General features: G+C 52.1%; 21 protein-coding genes. 20 read left to right on the plus strand and 1 reads right to left on the minus strand.

Features of this window, described 5'->3' with window-relative positions; translation table 11 throughout:
• Positions 1–48 precede the first annotated feature (48 nt).
• On the plus strand, positions 49–2,238 hold the full coding sequence (gene glyS / locus QME66_02660; protein MDI6807869.1) for a glycine--tRNA ligase subunit beta: 2,190 nt from the start codon (positions 49–51) through the stop codon (positions 2,236–2,238).
• A 123-nt stretch (positions 2,239–2,361) separates the two neighbouring features.
• Here glyS and QME66_02665 read toward each other — a convergent pair whose 3' ends face one another.
• Complete coding sequence (locus tag QME66_02665) at positions 2,362–3,165, minus strand: hypothetical protein (GenBank protein MDI6807870.1); 804 nt, start codon at positions 3,163–3,165, stop codon at positions 2,362–2,364.
• A 489-nt stretch (positions 3,166–3,654) separates the two neighbouring features.
• On the opposite strand from QME66_02665, the gene tgt reads away from it, so the two are divergent.
• From tgt to QME66_02760, 19 genes are all read left to right on the plus strand, one after another.
• Entirely contained in the window at positions 3,655–4,842 is a 1,188-nt protein-coding gene (gene tgt, locus QME66_02670) for a tRNA guanosine(34) transglycosylase Tgt (GenBank protein ID MDI6807871.1), read from the plus strand.
• Between the two features lie 52 nt (positions 4,843–4,894).
• Positions 4,895–5,233 carry a preprotein translocase subunit YajC gene (gene yajC, locus QME66_02675; GenBank protein MDI6807872.1) on the plus strand — a complete coding sequence of 113 codons (339 nt, stop codon included), beginning with the start codon at positions 4,895–4,897 and terminating at the stop codon, positions 5,231–5,233.
• 154 nt (positions 5,234–5,387) lie between these two features.
• A complete protein-coding gene (gene def, locus QME66_02680; protein MDI6807873.1) occupies positions 5,388–5,927 on the plus strand; it encodes a peptide deformylase in 540 nt (179 codons plus the stop codon).
• A 111-nt stretch (positions 5,928–6,038) separates the two neighbouring features.
• Entirely contained in the window at positions 6,039–6,974 is a 936-nt protein-coding gene (gene fmt / locus QME66_02685; GenBank protein ID MDI6807874.1) for a methionyl-tRNA formyltransferase, read from the plus strand.
• Positions 6,975–6,984: 10 nt separating this feature from the next.
• Positions 6,985–7,626, plus strand: coding sequence for a DUF116 domain-containing protein (locus QME66_02690; GenBank protein ID MDI6807875.1), 642 nt, complete (start codon positions 6,985–6,987; stop codon positions 7,624–7,626).
• Positions 7,627–7,641: 15 nt separating this feature from the next.
• Complete coding sequence (gene rsmB, locus QME66_02695; protein MDI6807876.1) at positions 7,642–8,964, plus strand: 16S rRNA (cytosine(967)-C(5))-methyltransferase RsmB; 1,323 nt, start codon at positions 7,642–7,644, stop codon at positions 8,962–8,964.
• A 143-nt stretch (positions 8,965–9,107) separates the two neighbouring features.
• On the plus strand, positions 9,108–9,851 hold the full coding sequence (locus QME66_02700; protein MDI6807877.1) for a PASTA domain-containing protein: 744 nt from the start codon (positions 9,108–9,110) through the stop codon (positions 9,849–9,851).
• Positions 9,852–9,855: 4 nt separating this feature from the next.
• Positions 9,856–10,545 (plus strand): ribulose-phosphate 3-epimerase, encoded by a 690-nt coding sequence (gene rpe / locus QME66_02705; protein ID MDI6807878.1) that lies wholly within the window; start codon positions 9,856–9,858, stop codon positions 10,543–10,545.
• On the plus strand, positions 10,542–11,330 hold the full coding sequence (locus QME66_02710; protein ID MDI6807879.1) for a BtpA/SgcQ family protein: 789 nt from the start codon (positions 10,542–10,544) through the stop codon (positions 11,328–11,330). The genes rpe and QME66_02710 overlap by 4 nt, the downstream gene beginning before the upstream one ends.
• A 297-nt stretch (positions 11,331–11,627) precedes the next feature.
• Positions 11,628–12,947, plus strand: coding sequence for a signal recognition particle protein (gene ffh, locus QME66_02715; protein MDI6807880.1), 1,320 nt, complete (start codon positions 11,628–11,630; stop codon positions 12,945–12,947).
• Between the two features lie 124 nt (positions 12,948–13,071).
• Positions 13,072–13,332, plus strand: coding sequence for a 30S ribosomal protein S16 (gene rpsP / locus QME66_02720; GenBank protein MDI6807881.1), 261 nt, complete (start codon positions 13,072–13,074; stop codon positions 13,330–13,332).
• Between the two features lie 75 nt (positions 13,333–13,407).
• Positions 13,408–13,641: a KH domain-containing protein gene (locus tag QME66_02725; GenBank protein MDI6807882.1), complete on the plus strand. Its 234-nt coding sequence runs from the start codon at positions 13,408–13,410 to the stop codon at positions 13,639–13,641.
• A gap of 27 nt (positions 13,642–13,668) precedes the next feature.
• Positions 13,669–14,178, plus strand: coding sequence for a ribosome maturation factor RimM (rimM, locus tag QME66_02730; GenBank protein ID MDI6807883.1), 510 nt, complete (start codon positions 13,669–13,671; stop codon positions 14,176–14,178).
• Positions 14,175–14,918: a tRNA (guanosine(37)-N1)-methyltransferase TrmD gene (gene trmD, locus QME66_02735; GenBank protein MDI6807884.1), complete on the plus strand. Its 744-nt coding sequence runs from the start codon at positions 14,175–14,177 to the stop codon at positions 14,916–14,918. The genes rimM and trmD overlap by 4 nt, the downstream gene beginning before the upstream one ends.
• Before the next feature lie 210 nt (positions 14,919–15,128).
• A complete protein-coding gene (gene rplS / locus QME66_02740) occupies positions 15,129–15,515 on the plus strand; it encodes a 50S ribosomal protein L19 (GenBank protein ID MDI6807885.1) in 387 nt (128 codons plus the stop codon).
• Entirely contained in the window at positions 15,496–16,167 is a 672-nt protein-coding gene (locus QME66_02745; protein ID MDI6807886.1) for a ribonuclease HII, read from the plus strand. The genes rplS and QME66_02745 overlap by 20 nt, the downstream gene beginning before the upstream one ends.
• A gap of 45 nt (positions 16,168–16,212) precedes the next feature.
• Positions 16,213–16,584, plus strand: a complete 372-nt coding sequence (locus tag QME66_02750; GenBank protein MDI6807887.1) for a YraN family protein — start codon at positions 16,213–16,215, stop codon at positions 16,582–16,584.
• A gap of 141 nt (positions 16,585–16,725) precedes the next feature.
• The gene (locus QME66_02755) at positions 16,726–17,553 is read left to right on the plus strand and encodes a sulfide-dependent adenosine diphosphate thiazole synthase (GenBank protein MDI6807888.1); all 828 of its coding nucleotides are present in this window, start codon (positions 16,726–16,728) and stop codon (positions 17,551–17,553) included.
• Between the two features lie 67 nt (positions 17,554–17,620).
• Positions 17,621–18,427: a hypothetical protein gene (locus QME66_02760; GenBank protein ID MDI6807889.1), complete on the plus strand. Its 807-nt coding sequence runs from the start codon at positions 17,621–17,623 to the stop codon at positions 18,425–18,427.
• Positions 18,428–18,784: the final 357 nt, after the last annotated feature.

Genomic DNA, 18,784 nt, shown 5'->3' on the forward strand with positions numbered 1-18,784 from the left:
CTCTCCCCGTTGGGGAGAGGGTAGGGTGAGGGGGACTAGAGGAAGAACATGGCGAAGACTCTTGTAATTGAAGTAGGAACCGAAGAGATCCCATCTTCATACATACTCCCAGCTCTTGTCCAGCTTGAGCATCTGGTGAAAGATACGCTCAACTCCAATAGGATTGGGTTTGCGAAGCTACGGACGTTCGGAACACCCAGAAGGCTGGTCATCTACTCCGAGGGTGTGGAAGAGATGCAGAAGGACTCTTCTTTGACTGTCTCGGGCCCACCCAGGAGTGGTGCTTATGACCGCGAAGGGAATCCGACCAAAGCTGCCATAGGTTTTGCAAAGAGCCAGGGAGTCCCGGTTGAGAGTCTGACAATCCGGAAAACTGAGAAAGGTGAATACATTTTCGCTGAAGTGCTCGCAAAAGGGAAGCCGACAAAAGAGATTCTTGCTTCTATCGTGCCGGGACTCTTCACATCGCTTTCGTTTCCGAAGCTGATGCGATGGAAGGGGAAATTTCTTTTCCCGAGACCGATAAGGTGGACCCTGGCGCTTCTTGGAAATGAGGTTGTTGAGTTCGAGCTTGCCGGCGTGAAATCAGGAAGGCTCACTACCGGGCACAGGTTCTTGAGTCCACAGTGGACCGAAGTCGGTGATGCAAGTGATTATTTTACCACTCTCAGGGAGAAGTACGTAGTCCTCGACCAAGAAGAAAGAAAGCGCATCTTAGAAGAAGAGATTGCAGTCTGCGCGCAGAATGCAGGCGGAATTCCTATTTGGGATGATGAGCTTGAAGGAATCGTTTCTTTTCTAGTCGAATATCCGAAAACCGTGCTCGGGTCTTTTGAACCTTCATTTCTCAAACTTCCGCGGGAAGTCGTTGTGACTGCGATGAGAGAACATCAGAGATATTTCGCAGTCGAGGATCGAGCCCGCAAACTCCTCCCATTCTTCGTGGCGGTTACGAATGGTGCCAACAACGAAGAGGTGAAAGAGGGAAACGAACGAGTCTTGAAAGCGCGACTGGATGATGCGCGTTTCTACTGGGAAAAAGACACTCGGGAAAAGATGGAAAAGAGAGTGTCACTTCTCAAGAACGTTGTCTGGCAGGAAGGACTTGGGAGTTTCTATGAAAAGGCTCAGAGACTTGTAAAACTCTGCGGCCGTCTTGCGGCCCTCTGGGAACCCAAGGCCGGTGAGAACGCGGAAAGGGCGGCTTTGCTCAGCAAGGTCGACCTCATCAGCGAGATGGTCCGCGACGGAAAGGAGTTTACTTCTCTCGAAGGCGTGATCGGGGGAAGGTATGCCGAATTCTGGGGTGAGAAGCCCCCGGTCTGTCAGGCCATAGCAGAGCAATACCTGCCGCGCGGGCTTGGGGACAAAGTGCCGGAATCAATCGAAGGGACGATGCTGAGCGTGGCTGACAAGAGCGATACAATAACGGGTTCCTTCATACTAGGAAAGATCCCGACCGGCTCGGAAGATCCTTATGGCCTGAGAAGAAATGCAAGCTCGATCCTCAGGATTCTCCTGGAGAAGGGACTTTCTCTGTCTCTTGGAAATTTCTTTGGGTTTTCCATCGAAGCCTATGATGCAAGAATAGCCAAAGGGAAAAAAGATGACGTGTTTTCAAGTCTCCGGGATTTCTTCAGGCAGAGGATGGAAAGCCTTTTGAAGGAGGAGGCGTTCTCATACGACATTGTTGATGCCGTACTTTCCGCTTCATTTGATGATCCGAGGGATGTGTGGGAAAGAAGCGCAGTTCTGCGGGAATTCAGGAAAGATGAACGGTTTGAAGGTCTGGTGGTCGTGAACAAGAGACTCAGCAATATTCTCAAGGGGACTGAATCTTCGAGAAAGCGACCCCCTCTTCCCGGCCGGGAGAAGAAGCATCTGCTGTCTCCTCTCCCCCCTGGGGAGAGGACTAAGGTGAGGGGGATTGCTCCACCCAAACGTTCGTTATTCTCCGAAGACGCCGAAATTAAACTCCTTGATGCAGCGGTCGCGACACAAAAGTCTGTGTCCGATGCTCTTGGTGCACGGGACTACAGAGTGCTTTTCCTCAGTCTTCTCATGCTTGAGAAACCGATTCACGAATTCTTTGAGAACGTAATGGTGATGGTCGAAGACAAGAAAAAGAAGAATGCAAGAATCGAGCTCCTCACATTCGTCCGCTCTCTCTTCCTTTCCGCATGGGATTTGTCAAAGATTGTGCTTGAAGGGGAGGTTTCTAACCCCCGCTCCGTGTGATCTGCTGAAAACCAAGAAGGGGCTCTATTCAAGCCCCCTCTGGCAACTGACTCTCCAGTCTCCCGAGCGTGATTCTGACGAATCTCTTGTCTCAGTCGCCCTGTTTTTCGGACAAGGACTGGTCTATCTGAACATGCTCTTCAGTTTCCCCCATGTGACAGGCACTGCAGGCGTCGGAAGTTCTGTTGCTATGAAGAAGTTGTCTGCTCTAGCGGGTCCACCCGCCGATTGACCATACAGGCAGAACTTCATCCCGTTATAGTCCGGGTCGATCGTGGCTGTTGTAGTTGCCCACAGACGGATACCATTGTTGTAGAACTCAACCTTCTGGTCCGGGCGTATGACTATTTTCGCAGTATTCCATGCGTTATTCGTATAGGCGCCGGTTTTGGGGGGCAACCCCTGGTTGTGCTCAGTCTCATCAGAATAGATCGCACCCGAAATGTACCTCTGGTTGGCAGAGCCTTTTTGGTAGCACATCAGCACAGAAAACTCCAGTGGATGAACCATGCACCCCCACGGACTCGTTGGGCTCGTTGGGTCGTCCACCCTCAAGAGGCCAAAATAGATCTCCGTGTACTGATAGCCAGTGCTAACGAGATAGACATCAGCCTGGATCGTCAATCCGCCCGAAACGTAGTCGAAGCCGTAAGTGGCAAAGATGACGCCCGCAGCTTTCCCACTTCCAGCTCCACCGGGGTCCAGACAGCAGCCCGGAGTATAGGTATGTGAGCAGTCAATCACCGGCCAGGCACCCGAGCCGCATTGAGAATAGACGTTCCAGCGCGCGTTCGGAAGCGTCCCACCCGCTTCCCAATTTTCCTCCATAAACACGGTCCCCTGCACACTGCTGGCTACAATAAGAGTTGCCGCGACGAGCAGAACGTAAAACACTGCTGCCGGTCCAAACACGTTGGCCTTTCTCATGGCACTTTCCTCCCTCCATGCCTTTTCTGGATTACGAGGGTTCACTGGAACTGCGACAGCATTGCTGCAGCATTTTTTAGCGGGTGTCTGGAAGCCACCACCTCCTTCCAGTTGATCTGCACGCGCTTCCCCGCCAGTTGGGCTTAGGCGCAGTCGGCATTGGGGGGCCTACTGGCTCCCTTGGACGGGGAAACACCGTCGAAAGTTTGAATCATGAAACCTAACCGAAATTTAGCGAATGTTTTTCAAGGAGTCAATAGGCATTTTACTACTCTTGGATTCCAAAACCGGGAATTGGCTTGAGGGAAACCAATTTCAACCGCTTACATTGGCTGTGGCATTCCTCTGTCGGGCAAAAACCCTTGACACTATGGATGCCTTCCCCAAAGCTATCGGAAAGGAGAAGAGATGCTTGAGGCTCCTAAGCAGCAAAAGATGTCCCGTCCATCGTTTTCCCTTCCGAAGATGCCAAGGAGTTGACGCAAGTTAGTGGGGAGACGACTCTACAAGGTAGAAGCTGAGTGCCCTCAGTCGAAAGCCAGATCGGGGGTGATCGAAACAACTCACGGCCCGGTCAAGACTCCTGTCTTCATGCCGGTCGGGACCCAGGCATCTGTCAAGACTCTCTCGCCGAGAGATCTTGAAGAGTGTGGGGCAGAGATCGTGCTTGCCAATACTTACCATCTGTACTTAAGGCCGGGCACAGAGGTGGTGAGGGATTTGGGCGGGCTTCACGATTTCATGAGTTGGAAAAGAGCCATACTCACTGATAGCGGCGGCTTTCAGGTCTTCAGTCTATCCGACCTGAGGACTGTGCGAAAAGAAGGTGTGGTGTTCAGATCTCATATTGACGGGAGCGAGCATTTCATCTCGCCGGAAAAGGCAATCGAGGCGCAGCTTGACCTCGGAGCAGACATAATAATGGCCTTTGACGAATGCCTTCCATATCCGTCGGATTATCCGACTGCAAAAAGGGGAACGCTTCTCACGATTGACTGGGCAAAGAGGTCGCTGGATACGTGGAAGAAGCATTCTCCCCCTCACCCTACCCTCTCCCCGGAGGGAGAGGGGAATTGTGGTGGAAACCTGGTCCAGCTTTTTGGGATTGTGCAGGGAAGCACTTACAGAGATTTGCGGAAAATGTGTGCCGAAGAGCTTGTGAAGCTTGATTTTGATGGATATGCGATCGGCGGTCTAGCGGTGGGTGAACCAAAAGCGCTTATGTGGGAAATGGTTGAGCTTACCGAGGAGATTCTCCCCAAAGATAAGCCCAGGTATCTCATGGGGGTAGGGTTCCCTGAAGACCTTGTCGAGGCGGTGAGGAGGGGTGTCGATATGTTCGATTGTGTGATGCCGACAAGGAATGCCAGGAACGGAACGGTGTTTACCTCTAGAGGGAAGCTGGTCGTAAAGAATGCCCCCTATCTCAGGGACACCCGGCCGCTGGATGAGGATTGCGACTGCTATACGTGCAAGAATTTCTCTCGCGCATACCTGCGCCACCTTTTTCAGACCGGTGAGATGCTGGGGCCGAGACTTGCTACGCTTCACAGTCTCCACTTTTTCCTCAGTACTATGCGGCAGATGAGGGAGAGTATTGCCGGGGGACGTTTCCCGGCATGGTCGAAGGAGTTCCTTGATAAATACAGTGAGTTGGGGGAGAATGCAGGGAGTTGAGGACTCTGGCAGAGGGACCGACAGCCTTTAAACCTTCAAAGAAAGGGGCGTTATGATCACAGATGCATTTGCGATGGCCGGAGGAGGAGCAGGAGGAGGAGGGGGGCAAGGGGCTGCGAATCCAATTGTTTCATTTCTTCCGTTCTTGCTCATTATTCTCATATTCTACTTCCTTCTAATCAGACCCCAGATGAAGAAACAAAAGGAGCACCAGAAGATGGTCGGGTCAATAAAGAGGGGAGACAGAGTGATTACGTCGGGAGGAATTCACGGCACCGTGACAAACGTAAAAGACGATGTCTTCGTTGTAAAGATATCGAAAGAAACAGAGGTTGAGGTTTCGAAGAGCGCGGTTGCCGGCGTGAAAGAGAGAGGGGCAGGCGTGTCGTGAGGCCCTCACCTCAGTCCTCTCCCGTGAACGGGAGAGGAAGACTTAAGGAAGAGGTTCTTGCTAGCCTCGCCTCAGTCCTATCCCGCAGGCGGGAGAGGAATACTAAGGTGGAGATTGTCGCTAGCCTCACCTCAATCCCATCAGAGGTCAATGAATGGCTAAGTTCGGGATAAGAACATTCGGAGACCCGGTTCTGAGGAAAAGAGCGAAGGAGATACCTCAGATCAACGATGCCATAAGGCAGCTTGCAGAGGATATGTTTGAAACTCTTGAGGAAGCTGAAGGAGTAGGGTTGGCGGCGCCTCAGATAGGGATTTCGCTCAGGCTCATAGTCCTAAGTGTTCCTGAGGGTGAGCTGAGACGGAAGATGGCTTTTGTCAACCCCGAGAAGGTACGCGAAGAGGGAGAAACCACCTGCGATGAAGGTTGTCTCAGTATTCCGGGGGTGACCGAGCAGATGAAGAGGGCCGAGGAAGTCGAGATCAGAGCGAAAGATCTGGAAGGCAAGGTGGTCACTGTAAAGGCGAACGGGATTCTCTCGAGGACACTTCAGCATGAGGTCGACCATCTCGACGGCGTACTCTTCGTTGACAGGTTGAGCATCGTCAGAAGGCAGCTCCTCAGGAAGCAGCTTGAAGAGCTTGTGGCCAGGACGAAGGAGGCGATGTCGCCGGATGGTGAAGAGGAACTTTAGCGAGGCGGATCCCCCTCACCCGGCCTCTCCCCCAAGGGGAGAGGTGATCCATTTTGACATCAATTCACGGCTGGAAGGGGAAGATGACTCTCCCGGCAAGGCGATGGGAACATGCGATTAGTATTCCTTGGCACGCCTGAATTCTCTATTCCAAGTCTTCGCGAACTTATCCACAAGGGCCATGAGATAGCCGCCGTCATCACCCAACCAGACAGGCCCAAGGGAAGAGGGCAGAAAGTGACCAGCTCGCCTGTTGCGATGATGTCACAGGAGCTGGGGCTTCGAGTCCTCAAACCCATCGATGTAAACAGCGCTGAATCTATTGATACTCTTTCTGCGCTCAGCCCAGATCTAATAGTTGTTGTTGCCTATGGCCTCATACTTGGGACAACCCTTCTCGGGCTTCCCCGTCTCGGATGCATAAATCTCCATGCGTCTTACCTCCCGAAGTACAGAGGTGTTGCCCCTGCAAATCGGGCAATAATGAACGGAGAGACCTGGACGGGGACTACCACGATATTTATGGATGAGGGAATAGATACAGGCGACATCATCCTCCAACGAAAGACCGAGATTAGTCCGGAGGAGACTGCCGGTGAGCTTCTTCAGAGACTTGCCAAGGAAGGGGCTTCCCTTCTTGCAGAAACCGTTTTGCTTGTAGGTGATGGCAAGGCGCCGCGAGTAAAACAGGATTCCTCGCTGGCAAGCTACGCCAGGAAGCTCAAGAAATCAGATGGCGAGATAAAGTGGGACAAGGATGCAATTCAGGTCTTTAACCTGATCAGGGGAGTTACGCCATGGCCGGGTGCTTTCACTTTTCTCAGGGAATCTCTGTTGAAGATTCTGAAGGCACAGATGGTTGACTTTCCCTCGACCGGGAGAGTGCCCGGTGAGATTCTCCAAATAGGACAGGAGGGGATTCTTGTAAGGGCAGGCACGGGGGCTCTGAGTCTCCTCACACTTCAACCTGAAGGGAAGAGGCCGATGCGGTTTGATGAATTTGCGAGGGGGAGGAAACTTCAGCCGGGAGAAGTATTCAAGTCGTGAGGGTCCTCGGGTGATTGGACAAGCGATCCAGAAAAACGATCCCGGCACGAGAAAGGAAAACGGCTCTGGTGCTGGAGGGAGAAGTCAAGTTCTCGCCGGACTTGCGATAATTTCCCTCCCAACGATAGCTTTCTTTTTCCCATTGATTAAGTTGGTGGGGCGGGTTTTCCAGATTCCGAACGAGAAGCTTGAGAAGTCCTTCATTGAGCTCCATAACAGGATTGAAAGGCAGCGGATAAGAACTCACCGGCCATCTGAGCTTCTTCTGCTTCTGCCGAGATGCCTTCAAGATCTTGAATGCCCGGAAAGGGTCGTGCTCGACTACAAAAACTGCAAGGCCTGCGGTAATTGTGAAATAGGCGGCATAGTGAAGATGTGCGAGTCAAAAGGAGTGAGGCTCTCGATTGCAACCGGGGGCGAATTTGCAAGAAAGCTCGTGATGGAAACTCACCCTCACGCCATTGTCGCAGTTGGATGCGAAAGAGAGCTTGTAAATGGAATCTTGGAGACTGCTTCAACCCCCTCGTATGCGGTCATAAACGAAAGACCAGAGGGGCCCTGCAGGAACACGAAGGTTGACATGAAGCTGCTCGAAGAAGCCGTATCCCTTTTCTTGGATGAGCAGTGCGCCGGTTCTCGCCCGGCATCCTAGAGTGCTCCTCGACCAATGACTGCACGGGAAACTGCCCTCAAGATACTCTTCTCAGTTGAAACCAGGAAGTCCTTTAGTGACATTCTTCTTTCGAAAACGCTGGAAAGAAGCGGGTTTGAAAAAAGAGAGAAAGATTTCGTCACTAATATTGTCCGTGGGACCCTAATCTGGAAGGGAAAGATAGACTACTTCTTGAACGAGATCAGGAAGGAAGGCATTGACGGACTTCCCGGGTGGATAAGGACGATTCTGCGAATGGGAACCTATGAAATTCTCTTTCTGGATGGGGTGCCCGCAAGGGCCACAGTTGACGAGGCAGTGAAACTTGCAAAGAAATTCGGGCATCCCGGCACCGCTGGGCTCGTAAACGCGGTCTTAAGGAAGGTTGCCGCCGGAAAAGATGACATCCGTCTTCCGGAAAAGGAGAAATCACCAACGAAATACCTTGCTATATGCTATTCTCACCCCGAATGGATTGTCGAAAGATGGCTCAAGAGATTCGGATTCGATGAGACCGAGGGACTTCTCAAAGCGAATAACGAGAGAACTGGTTTATCAATACGGGTGAATCGTGTAAAATCCGGAGTTGATGAAATCAGGAGCACGCTTCTGGGCCGCGGGGTGATTGTCGAAGAGGCGAAGTACTCGAGATCGAATCTCACTGTGTCCGGATCATTTTCACCGGTTGAGTGTCCTGAGTTCCAGGGGGGTCTTTTCACTATTCAGGATGAGAGCGAATCTCTGGTTGCTTTCCTCCTGGATCCGCATGAGAATGAGGTGATCGTTGACCTGTGTGCTGCGCCGGGCGGCAAGTGCACACATATCGCCGAGAATGCTAACGACAAGTGTATCATTGCGGCAGTAGAGCTTTATCCGCACAGGGTCAAGAAACTTGTTTCAAATGTCAGACGGCTTGGCCTTAGTTCTGTGAGGCCAGTTGTAGCGGATGGGAGGGCCCCTGGCATAAGGAGCGCCGATAGGGTGCTGGTGGATGCGCCGTGCTCAGGGCTGGGGGTGCTTGGCAAGAGACCGGATGCGCGATGGAGAAAGAAGGAATCTTCGATCGCAAAGATGTCCGAGCTTCAACTTGAACTTCTTTTCTCCGCCTCATCGATCGTAAGGAAAGGCGGGGTGCTCGTCTATAGCGTCTGCAGCTTTGAGCCTGAAGAGACTTCGTCTATTATTGAGAGATTCATCCGCGAGAAAAAAGAGTTTTCCCTCGAGAGCGGCGAGGGTTTTCTCCCTGGCGAGGTGCTTGATGAGAGAGGGATCATGAAGACATTTCCGCACCTGCATGGAACGGACGGCGCTTTCGCCGCGAGGTTCGTGAGGAACTAGTTGAGAAATGTGGAACGCATGGACGTTAGAAAGAGCTCCCCTCACCTTGATCCTCTCCCCATTGGGGAGAGGAAGACTAAGGTCTGCGTTTCATCACAGCCTCTCCCCTCGGGGGAGAGGTTGGTGAGGGGGTCGGGGGCAGTATGACCAGGAAGAAGAAGAGGACGAGCGTGAGATCTTTTCTTCCCTGGCTTATTGGCACTGCCAGCGCTGCATTCCTTGTCGGAGTCATACTTTTCAACTTCATAGTCATGCCTGCTTTTGTGCACAAGGGTAAAGAAGTTACCGTTCCTGACCTCGTGGGACACAGCCTTCAGGAAGCAGAGAACGCTCTCTTTGAACGAGGCCTGGCTCTCGGCAAACAGACGACGGCTCACAGTCCCAGCGTGCCGAAAGGATTCGTGATTTCCCAGAATCCGCAGTCCAAAACACTGGTGAAGCGGGGCAGGAAAGTCAACGTAGTTGCGAGTCTTGGCGAGCAATGGGCGAGCGTGCCGGAGCTTTCCAACGAGAATCTGAGGCGGGCAGAGATTCTGATCCGCAAAGCGGGCTTGAAGATGGGAAGCATATCCTACACGCACTCGGACAGCATCGCGAAGGACCTGATTGTCGCTTCCGAACCCGCTGCAGGACGGACTGTTCCCCTCGACAGCGAGGTGAATCTTCTTCTGAGCATGGGGCCGTACCAGGCAGCAACATCAGTGCCTGATCTCAGGGGCCTTCCTGTCTCTGAGGCCGAAAGCAAGGCGAATGGTCTTGGGTTTGTTGTCGTTGTGAAATCACCGGCAGGCAAATCAAGCGGAAAAAGCAAGGTTTACGATCAGAGGCCCAGGCCTGGATTCGAGGCCTCGGCCGGGGACACTGTGGAATTGATTGTCGGAAAGTAGGCATATGATAAGGATCGCGCCCTCTTTGCTGTCTTGTGACTTCAGCAGGCTCAAGGAAGAGATAGAGAAGGTTGAGAGTGGAGGAGCCGACCTTCTTCACATTGATGTCATGGACGGGCATTTTGTGGAGAACATGACATTTGGGCCGATCATTGTTGAGGCAATAAGGAAACTTACGGAGCTGGAGCTTGATGTTCACCTGATGATAGAGAATCCGGAAAAGTACATCGAGCGGTTCATGCGCGCCGGATCCGATTACCTTACGATTCACGAGGAGACTGCTGACAATGCGCTGGAGCTTCTTTCGAGCATAAAGAAACTTGGTGGAAAACCGGGGCTTGCTCTAAATCCCGACACGAAACTCGATGCAATCAGGCAACTCTATCCCTCCTGTGATCTTGTTCTCCTCATGACAGTATATCCCGGATTTGGCGGGCAGGGTTTCATATCCGACGTTCTGCCAAAGATAGAGGCCGTGCGCAAGGCGAAGAGAGAGGGCGGCTTCAAATTCGAGATAGAGGTTGATGGTGGGATCAACGAGCACACAGCCGCTCTCGCTTCCAGGGCGGGCGCTGAGATTCTGGTTGCAGGAAACGCGATATTCAAATCCCCTGATCCCGCAGCGTCTGTGAGAAAGATAATGGCCGCAGGGGAAAAAGGGCTTGTCGCTCCCCGAGGTGATTCGCAGGCATGAAAGTATTCGGAAAAGAGAAGCCCCTCATCGGGATGGTTCATCTTCTTCCACTTCCCGGAAGCCCTCGCTCGAAGACTTCCGTGGATGAGGTGGCCCGAAGAGCGATGCTTGATTCAAAGGCTCTCATCAAGGCTGATTTTGATGGACTCCTCATTGAAAATTTCGGAGATGCTCCGTTTTTTCCCGATCAGGTTGAGCCAATGACCATCTCTTCCATGACGCTTGTAGGCGAGCGGCTCAGGGAGACTTTCCCCAGGGTGCCGATAGGGATAAATGTTCTGCGGAATGACTGTCTTTCCTCGCTTTCAATCGCGCACGCAATCGGTGCACAATTCATAAGAGTAAACCTCCTGTGCGGTGTTGCCGTGACAGACCAGGGAATGATCGAGGGAAAGACACATCTTCTCATGCGACTCAAGAAAGCCCTTGGTGCTCAAGTCATGGTTTTTGCAGACGTGTTCGTGAAGCACGCCAGATTTCTAGGAGTCGATGAAATCGGCCAGGTTGGCCGCGAGACAGTTGAAAGAGGCCTTGCTGACGGCCTCATAGTGACCGGACCTGAAACGGGACAGGAAGCAGATCTTTCGGATGTGAGACTACTCAGGACTCTTCTTCCGGGAATCCCGCTCATAGTGGGCAGCGGTCTCAATCCCCGAAATGCAAGGAAAGCTGCGCTTGCCTCAGACGGCGCAATAGTAGGGACCTACATTAAGAAAAACGCGCTCGTCGGGAACCCAGTTGACCCCGTGAGAGCAAGGAAGATTGTCCTCGCCTGGAGAAAGTGAATTCGAGACACAACACTTAATTCTTTCCGGTGAATTATGTGATATGTCCGCTGATTCTCACCGTTCTTCTCAGAAAAACGGTGCCTCTCTTATTATCGCCCAACTGCCAGGCACACGGCGCATCTGGCCTCAAACCTCTCCCTTTTTGGTTGCATTGGATTCTGCCCTTTGGTAACATAGTCAGGCCGTTTTCTTGGGGATTCTGTTCTAACCTCCCGCCTAGTATGGTAACGGTTCCCGGTCTTTCAGCTTCCCAGGTTCTCGTCCGGAGGAAGAAGCCTTAAGGAGGCTAATTTTATGTTTGAGGAACTGACAGGAAAGCTCGAGAAGATATTCTCAAAGCTGAGAAACAGGGGGAAGCTCACCCCCGAGAACATAAGGGAGAGCATCCGCGAAATAAGACGTGCGCTCCTTGAAGCAGACGTGAACTATAAGGTTGCCAAGGAGTTATGCACAAGGGTTGAGGAAAAGGCAATCGGTCAGGAAGTCCTCAAGAGCCTCACGCCAGGGCAGGTTGTAGTCAAGATTGTTCACGATGAGCTTACATCGATTCTTGGGGGGAGCCATGCATCCCTTGGTCTTTCGCAGCGCCTTCCGACAACCGTAATGGCAGTTGGTCTTCAGGGTTCCGGAAAAACGACTTTTGTTGCAAAGCTCGGGCTTAAGCTAAAGAAGAAAGGAAAGAGAGTCTTGCTTCTTCCGACCGATACAAGAAGGCCGGCGGCGATTGAGCAGCTCAAGGTGCTTGGTGAGAGTGCATCTCTGGATGTCTTCTTGCCGCGGGAATCAGAGACTCCACTTGAGATATGGCAGAGAGGGATTGCGGATGCCAGGCAGAGGGGCTTCGACTTCTTATTGGTGGATACGGGCGGAAGACTTCACATAGATGATGAGCTCATGGAAGAGCTCAGCGCAATGAGACGACTTCTTTTCCCCCATGAGATACTGCTTGTTCTCGATGGAATGACGGGTCAGGATGCCCTCACCGTGAGCGAGACATTTCTTTCAAAACTGGGCTTCGACGGGATCGTCCTCACGAAAATGGACGGTGATTCACGCGGTGGAGCGGCTCTCTCTGCACGATATGTAACGGGAAAGCCAATTAAGTTCCTGAGTGTTGGCGAAAAGCTGGATTCACTTGATGAATTCTATCCCGAAAGGATGGCCTCGCGAATCCTGGGAATGGGGGATGTTGTTTCGCTCGTGGAGAAGGTGACAAAGGATGTCGAAGAGGAAAAAGCAAGAGAGCTCGAGGAGAAACTCAGGAAGCATAAGTTTGATCTTGAGGATTTCCTTTTTCAACTCAAAGAAGTGAAGAAGATGGGTCCCCTGGATGAATTGTTGAAGCTCATCCCGGGGGTCGCCGGAAAAATGCAGGGGATCAAGTTTGACGAGAAGGCACTCTCACGGGTTGAGGCGATCGTGAGCTCTATGACACCGCGGGAGAGAAAGCACCCGGAGATTATAGACGGCTCAAGGAGAAAAAGAATATCCGGTGGGAGTGGGACAACTGTTCAGGATGTGAACAGGCTCCTCAAGCAATTCGAAGACATGAAGAAGATGATCTTGAGAATGGGGAAAGTCGGGAAGTTTGGAAAAATCCCATTTCCCCTGTGACAAGAGGACGGACGCGGGTCCGCCTGACCTGGATTCTTTTCGCGAAACACGGCACCTGTTCCAAGTGAATTAGGTTATGGGTGTCCCCGAAATGGGAATCTGACCTGAGAGGAGGGAAGATCTTTTGAGCGTCGTACTGAGATTAAAGAGAGCAGGAGCAAAGAGGAAACCATGCTACAGACTCGTTGCGGCAGATTCGAGGATGCCGAGGGACGGAAGGTTTTTGGAATCGCTCGGATATTACAACCCACTGACGGACCCGGCCACAATCAAACTGGATCTCGACAAGGTCAAGAAGTGGCTCGACAAGGGAGCGCTTCCTTCGCCGACTGCAAAGTCTCTGCTTAAGAAGGCAGGATTCGGACGGCCTAGCGCGCAGGCATAGACGCTGCGACAAGTTCTGAGTCTTCTGAACGATCTGAAACTCGGGTTTCTCTTTGAGACCGGGTTGGAGAAATTGATGAAGGGACTCATTGAGTTCATTGCCAAGTCTCTTGTTGATAGGCCGGATGAGGTAGCCGTAACCGAAGTCCCGGGCGAGAGGGCCACGGTCTATGAACTGCGGGTCGCTCCTGACGACCTCGGCAAGATAATTGGCAAGAATGGACGTACGGCAAGATCAATGAGAATAGCCCTGAGTGCGGCCTCGACAAAGGCCGGTGGAAAGAGGGCTGTCCTCGAAATCAAGTCGTGATAGAAAGAAATTCACCAAGATTGCCGGATGGAAGCACAATACATATCGATAGGACGAATTGCGAAATCATTTGGGGTGAATGGCGAGGTAGTTGTTGATTCCCTGAGCGATTCCGAGACAAGGTTCGAATCTCTGAAAGACGTATATCTTCTCGCGCATGGCACGAGAACGAAGCTCTCCGTTGAGAATGTAAGACCGTTTGGCAAAAGGTTCATAGTGAGATTCAGGGATATCGCGGACAGGGACAGGGCTGAGAAACTTCCGGGGAGCTACATTCAGATCGAAAAGAAGGACGTTGCCCCTCTTCCCGACGGCAGGCACTACATCTTTGAGCTCATCGGGCTTGACGTGCTGACTGAAGACGGTGTGAACCTCGGAAAGGTGCAAGGGATCATTCCAACCGGCGAGAACGACGTTTACGAAGTTCACGGTCCTGGAGGCGAGATTCTCATCCCTGCGACAAAGGAAGTAGTGAAACACATAGATATTCCCGGTGCGAAAATTGTTGTGAAGCTTATCCCGGGGCTTCTGGATTGAAGTTCTTTGTTCTGACTGTATTTCCGAAGATTCTTGCGCCTTTTTTCGATGAAGGCGTCATGAGAATAGCGCGCGAAAACGGCGCTGCAGAGTTTGATGTGATAGATATAAGGAATTTCACTGAGGACAACTACAGGAGCGTTGACGACTATCCGTACGGCGGCGGCCCGGGGATGGTCATGAAGGCAGAGCCCATCCTGAAAGCTTTCTCCTCAATTGCAGGGAAAGACAGGAAGGTTGCCAGAACAATCGTTCTCTCTCCGCAAGGTAGAAGGTTTGACCAGACTCTTGCGGGCGAGCTTTCGAAGGAGACCGCTCTCATTTTAATATGTGGAAGATACAAGGGAATTGATGAAAGAGTGATGAGCCTTATCCCGTGCGAAGAGATTTCGATTGGTGATTTCGTGCTTTCCGGCGGAGAGATTCCGGCTCTTGCGCTCATTGAGTCAATTGTCAGGCTTCTTCACGGTGTGGCCGGAAACTTCGAGTCCGTTTCCTCCGACTCCTTCATATCCGGATTTCTCGATGCCCCACAGTACACAAGGCCGGATGAAGTCAAAGGGTTGAGGGTCCCCGATGTTCTTCTTTCCGGAGACCATGAGAAGATAAGAAGATGGTTGAAGAAGGAATCTCTGAGAAAGACCAAGGATAGAAGGCCTGACTTGCTGAAAGAGGAATTCTTGAGCAAGGAGGAAAAGGCGCTCCTCAGAGAACTCGAAATCGAAAAGGCAGACGGATAATATTGAAACAAGGCGCTGATGAAAGTTCCCTCTCCCCTCAGGGGAGGTTATGGCGAACAGAAGTTGCCTCTCCCCTTGCGGAAGAGCGCACGGTGAATGAAAATTACCTCTCCTCTCAGGGGAGGTTATGGTGAACAGAAGTGACCTCTCCCCTCAGGGGAGAGGGTAGGGTGAGGGGTCAATGTCTTGGGAAGAAAGGAGGGATGACTTGTGACAGGATTCATTGATGCGGTGGAGTCGACTCAGATGAAGCAAACCACGACTGATGCCAAACCCGGTGACACAGTCCGGGTTCAGGTCAAGGTGGTCGAAGCGGAGAAGGAAAGGCTTCAGATATTCGAGGGGACTGTGATCTCACGAAGGGGGACGGGGATTAGAGAGACCATGACCGTCCGCAAGGTAAGCGGAGGTGTGGGCGTTGAGAGGACTTTTCCTATTCACTCGCCTGGAGTATCAGGCATAGAAGTCGTGAAGAGAGGAAAAGTAAGACGGGCAAAACTCTTCTACCTCAGAGGTAAGAAAGGCAAGCATGCGCGAATAACCGAGAAAACCCTTGAGAGAGGCGAGGGTCCATCCGTTGAAGAGAAAAAGGATTGAACGGGCGAGATTCGCGGAACTCCTGCGATTTGAGAAAAGACTCAGTGGGAAGTTTTGGAGAGAAGCTGCCGGAGTAGATGAGGCTGGAAGAGGACCTCTTGCTGGGCCTGTTGTCGCAGCTTCGGTTGTGCTGGGAAAAGACTTCTACCTGCCCGGGCTTGACGATTCGAAAAGGTTGAGTGAGAAAACGCGCGAGAGATGTTTTGATGAGATAATAAGACAGGCCGTTTCGGTGTCATGGGCCGTGATTGATAATGGTGTCATTGACAGAGTAAACATTCTGAGAGCGACCTGGATGGCAATGGAGGAAGCGCTTCTTGGTCTCAGCATCGTTCCTTCGCTTGCTCTCATTGACGGAAGGGAAGTCCCCGGACTCCGGTTCAAACAGAAGGCAGTGATCCAGGGCGACCGGAAAAGTGTATCGATCGCCGCAGCTTCGGTTGTTGCGAAGGTTGTCCGGGATAGACTAATGACCCGGTATCACGAGAAGTTCCCTCTGTATGGATTCGACAGAAACAAAGGTTATGGCACAAAGGAACACGTGTCTGCACTCGGGATTCATGGACCGTGCGAGATACACAGGATGAGCTTTGCTCCCGTCAGACACGCTGAGGTTGTTCTCCCTCTCCCCCTGGGGAGAGGGTCGGGGTGAGGGGGAGTCCAGTGAGTTTTCTGTAGCTGTTGGGAGGTGGTGGGGATGATGGAAAAGATGGAGAAGGGGAGATGCGCTGAAGAAATTGCAGCGCTTTTTCTTTTGTTGAAGGGTTATTCGATTCTGGCAAGGAACGTGAGGCCAGGGGGTGTAGAAATTGATATTGTGGCGCTGGATGCCACGACGCTTGCGTTTGTTGAAGTCAAATTCAGGGAGACCTCCTACTTTGGAAGCCCTGCCAACGCGGTTGACTGGAAAAAGAGAAAGAGGCTTCTAAAGGCAGGGCTCGCCTTTCTGAAAGAGAGAAAGGTCGAGGCGGAGAACCTGAGGTTTGATGTCGTATCGGTAGTTCTCGAAGATGAAGGGCTTGCCCTCGAGCACATAAGTAACGCCTTCGGAGGAGGAAACTGGGCTTGATATCCGGGCGTTCACTCCGGCAGGACTCCCGTGGGTAGCTGGACACAGAGAGTCTGGGATGATATTGTTCCTGGCATGTTATTGCCTGGCAAGGGTGTGTCAATCGTTCGGATCAGGTTTTCCTCGTGAAAGGAGAGAGAAATGCCGCTTTTCAAGCCAGTGAGTGAAAAAGATGTCACAAGAGCGATTATTGATGGATTCTTGAAACAGTTTAGAGAATATGCTGAGTCCGATGTCATAATAGTGGGCGCAGGTCCGAGCGGGCTGATTGCCGGAAGGGACCTCGCTTCGAAGGGATACAAGGTCTTGATTTCAGAGAGGAACAACTACCTTGGAGGTGGATTCTGGATCGGCGGCTATCTGATGAACAAACTTACCGTACGTGCGCCGGGCGAGAAGGTCCTGGATGAGCTTGGAGTTCCGTACGAAGAGGCAAAGCCGGGACTCTTTATGGCCGACGGCCCGCACGCGTGCTCAAAGCTCATTGCTGCGGCCTGTGACGCAGGCGTCAAGTTTGCAAGCCTGACAATGTGCGATGATGTACTTCTTCGTGAGGGCAACAGGGTTGCCGGTGTCGTCGTGAACTGGACCCCGGTATCAGCAATGCCCAGAGAAATCACCTGCGTTGATCCGGTAGGTCTTGAGGCCAAAGTCGTGATAGATGCAACCGGTCATGATGCGTGTGTCCTCAAGAGGCTCGAGGACAGAGGTCTTCTCAAGACGATCGGCTTCGGCGCGATGTGGGTTGAGGCATCTGAAGACCTTATCGTCGAGCATACGGGCGAAATCCATCCGGGTCTCGTGGTCTGTGGAATGGCAGTTTCGACAGCGTACGGTCTTCCCAGGATGGGACCTACTTTCGGCGGAATGCTTCTTTCCGGCAAGCGCGCGGCTGAAGTCGTAACAAAGATTCTTGAGAAGGAGCCCGGCGAGAAAAAGAAGACGCCGCTCAAGGCCGAGCTTGTGTAATAGAAATCGCAGTTGCGATTTTCGATAGGGCGGCAGCTCCGAGGTGAGCAATTCGCGCAGGCGGCAGATGACTGTCTTCATCTATCCAGACACTGACGTCACCCCTCTTTGCCCTGAAGCACTTGAGACATATCTTAGGACCCTGTTTCCAAACGCCAGAATTGAGCTGCGTGAGTATTTTGTCCGCTTTCATTCGGTTTCTCTCCCTCCCAAAGAAGGGGAGGAAGTCCTTCTCCAAACCGCAAAGGAGCTGGCTCTCGCGAGGGTAAGGGACCCGGTCGGACCGCTTGTCCGGAGGGAGCCGCTTTTTGGCGAGATTGAAGTTGAAAAGCGCGCTCTGATTGAGGGGAGGAGCTACCGCGGAATTCTTTACGATGGATACAAGCTCTCCGCCACATTCAGAAAACTGATCCCGGCTCAAGAAAGACGCCTCTCATCCGCACACATCGTTCTTACTTCGCGGCTAATCGGAACACGGGATAAATCGGACAGGAGATATCACGCCAGAGTCTCAGTTTACAGCGTACCCTCCATAATCTCGACGACCGGAGTTGTGGAAGCCCCGGCGAAGGCAAGAGAATACTATCTCATAAAGAGCAGGGCGGCCGCCCTTGGAGAGAGTGCCGAGCTTGACGAGATTCTAGAGGAACTCAAGGGCGAACACATAAGCTACGGAGATGAGAGACTCACTGATACGGCGAAGGGATACGTTCTTCAGGCGATTTTCTATCAGTTCAGCGGGAATCCATTTTGCGAGCATAGATTCTGCAGGCTCTTCAATGCTCATTGGCAGAAGGAAATGCTCGAGGCACAGTTTGGCGGTCCCTACGAATTGTGTCCTAGGCATGCTGAGATGCTCAAGAGTTTCGGCTAGAACGTGTTTTTCCTCTCCCCTTCGGGGGAGAGAGTAGAGTGAGGGGCGTGCATCTTCTCCTCTTATCAAGAGCGCGTGGGTTGAGGCTCACACGCAATTCGGCCAAATTGAGATGTTACTTTTCCCTTGCATTATGGCATCCTGAGTGATAACATTCGGATGTTGTGTCATTGCAAGCTTATTGTTCCATGGCCTGAACGAGAGTACCGCGCAGGGACGGCCTCATGGTCGGAGGGGAATTCCGATTGACGAAGGCGTAATGGCGTTAGCAACCGCCGAGCGCCTTTTTGCGTTCTCTGGGGGGGCGCCTCATCGTGAAGAGAACGATTAAGGCAAACTGATGATTCTTGACGACCA

The sequence above is a fragment of the Candidatus Eisenbacteria bacterium genome, assembly GCA_030017955.1.
GTDB lineage: Bacteria > Eisenbacteria > RBG-16-71-46 > JASEGR01 > JASEGR01 > JASEGR01.

Coding starts and splice junctions, on each gene's coding strand:
- QME66_02750 (MDI6807887.1), top strand. CDS start 16,213: ATGATGGAAAAGATGGAGAAGGGGAGATGCGCTGAAGAAATTGCAGCG.
- ffh (MDI6807880.1), top strand. CDS start 11,628: ATGTTTGAGGAACTGACAGGAAAGCTCGAGAAGATATTCTCAAAGCTG.
- QME66_02700 (MDI6807877.1), top strand. CDS start 9,108: ATGACCAGGAAGAAGAAGAGGACGAGCGTGAGATCTTTTCTTCCCTGG.
- yajC (MDI6807872.1), top strand. CDS start 4,895: ATGATCACAGATGCATTTGCGATGGCCGGAGGAGGAGCAGGAGGAGGA.
- rsmB (MDI6807876.1), top strand. CDS start 7,642: ATGACTGCACGGGAAACTGCCCTCAAGATACTCTTCTCAGTTGAAACC.
- def (MDI6807873.1), top strand. CDS start 5,388: ATGGCTAAGTTCGGGATAAGAACATTCGGAGACCCGGTTCTGAGGAAA.
- QME66_02760 (MDI6807889.1), top strand. CDS start 17,621: ATGACTGTCTTCATCTATCCAGACACTGACGTCACCCCTCTTTGCCCT.
- glyS (MDI6807869.1), top strand. CDS start 49: ATGGCGAAGACTCTTGTAATTGAAGTAGGAACCGAAGAGATCCCATCT.
- fmt (MDI6807874.1), top strand. CDS start 6,039: ATGCGATTAGTATTCCTTGGCACGCCTGAATTCTCTATTCCAAGTCTT.
- QME66_02725 (MDI6807882.1), top strand. CDS start 13,408: ATGAAGGGACTCATTGAGTTCATTGCCAAGTCTCTTGTTGATAGGCCG.
- QME66_02755 (MDI6807888.1), top strand. CDS start 16,726: ATGCCGCTTTTCAAGCCAGTGAGTGAAAAAGATGTCACAAGAGCGATT.
- rpe (MDI6807878.1), top strand. CDS start 9,856: ATGATAAGGATCGCGCCCTCTTTGCTGTCTTGTGACTTCAGCAGGCTC.
- rimM (MDI6807883.1), top strand. CDS start 13,669: ATGGAAGCACAATACATATCGATAGGACGAATTGCGAAATCATTTGGG.
- QME66_02710 (MDI6807879.1), top strand. CDS start 10,542: ATGAAAGTATTCGGAAAAGAGAAGCCCCTCATCGGGATGGTTCATCTT.
- QME66_02665 (MDI6807870.1), bottom strand. CDS start 3,165: ATGAGAAAGGCCAACGTGTTTGGACCGGCAGCAGTGTTTTACGTTCTG.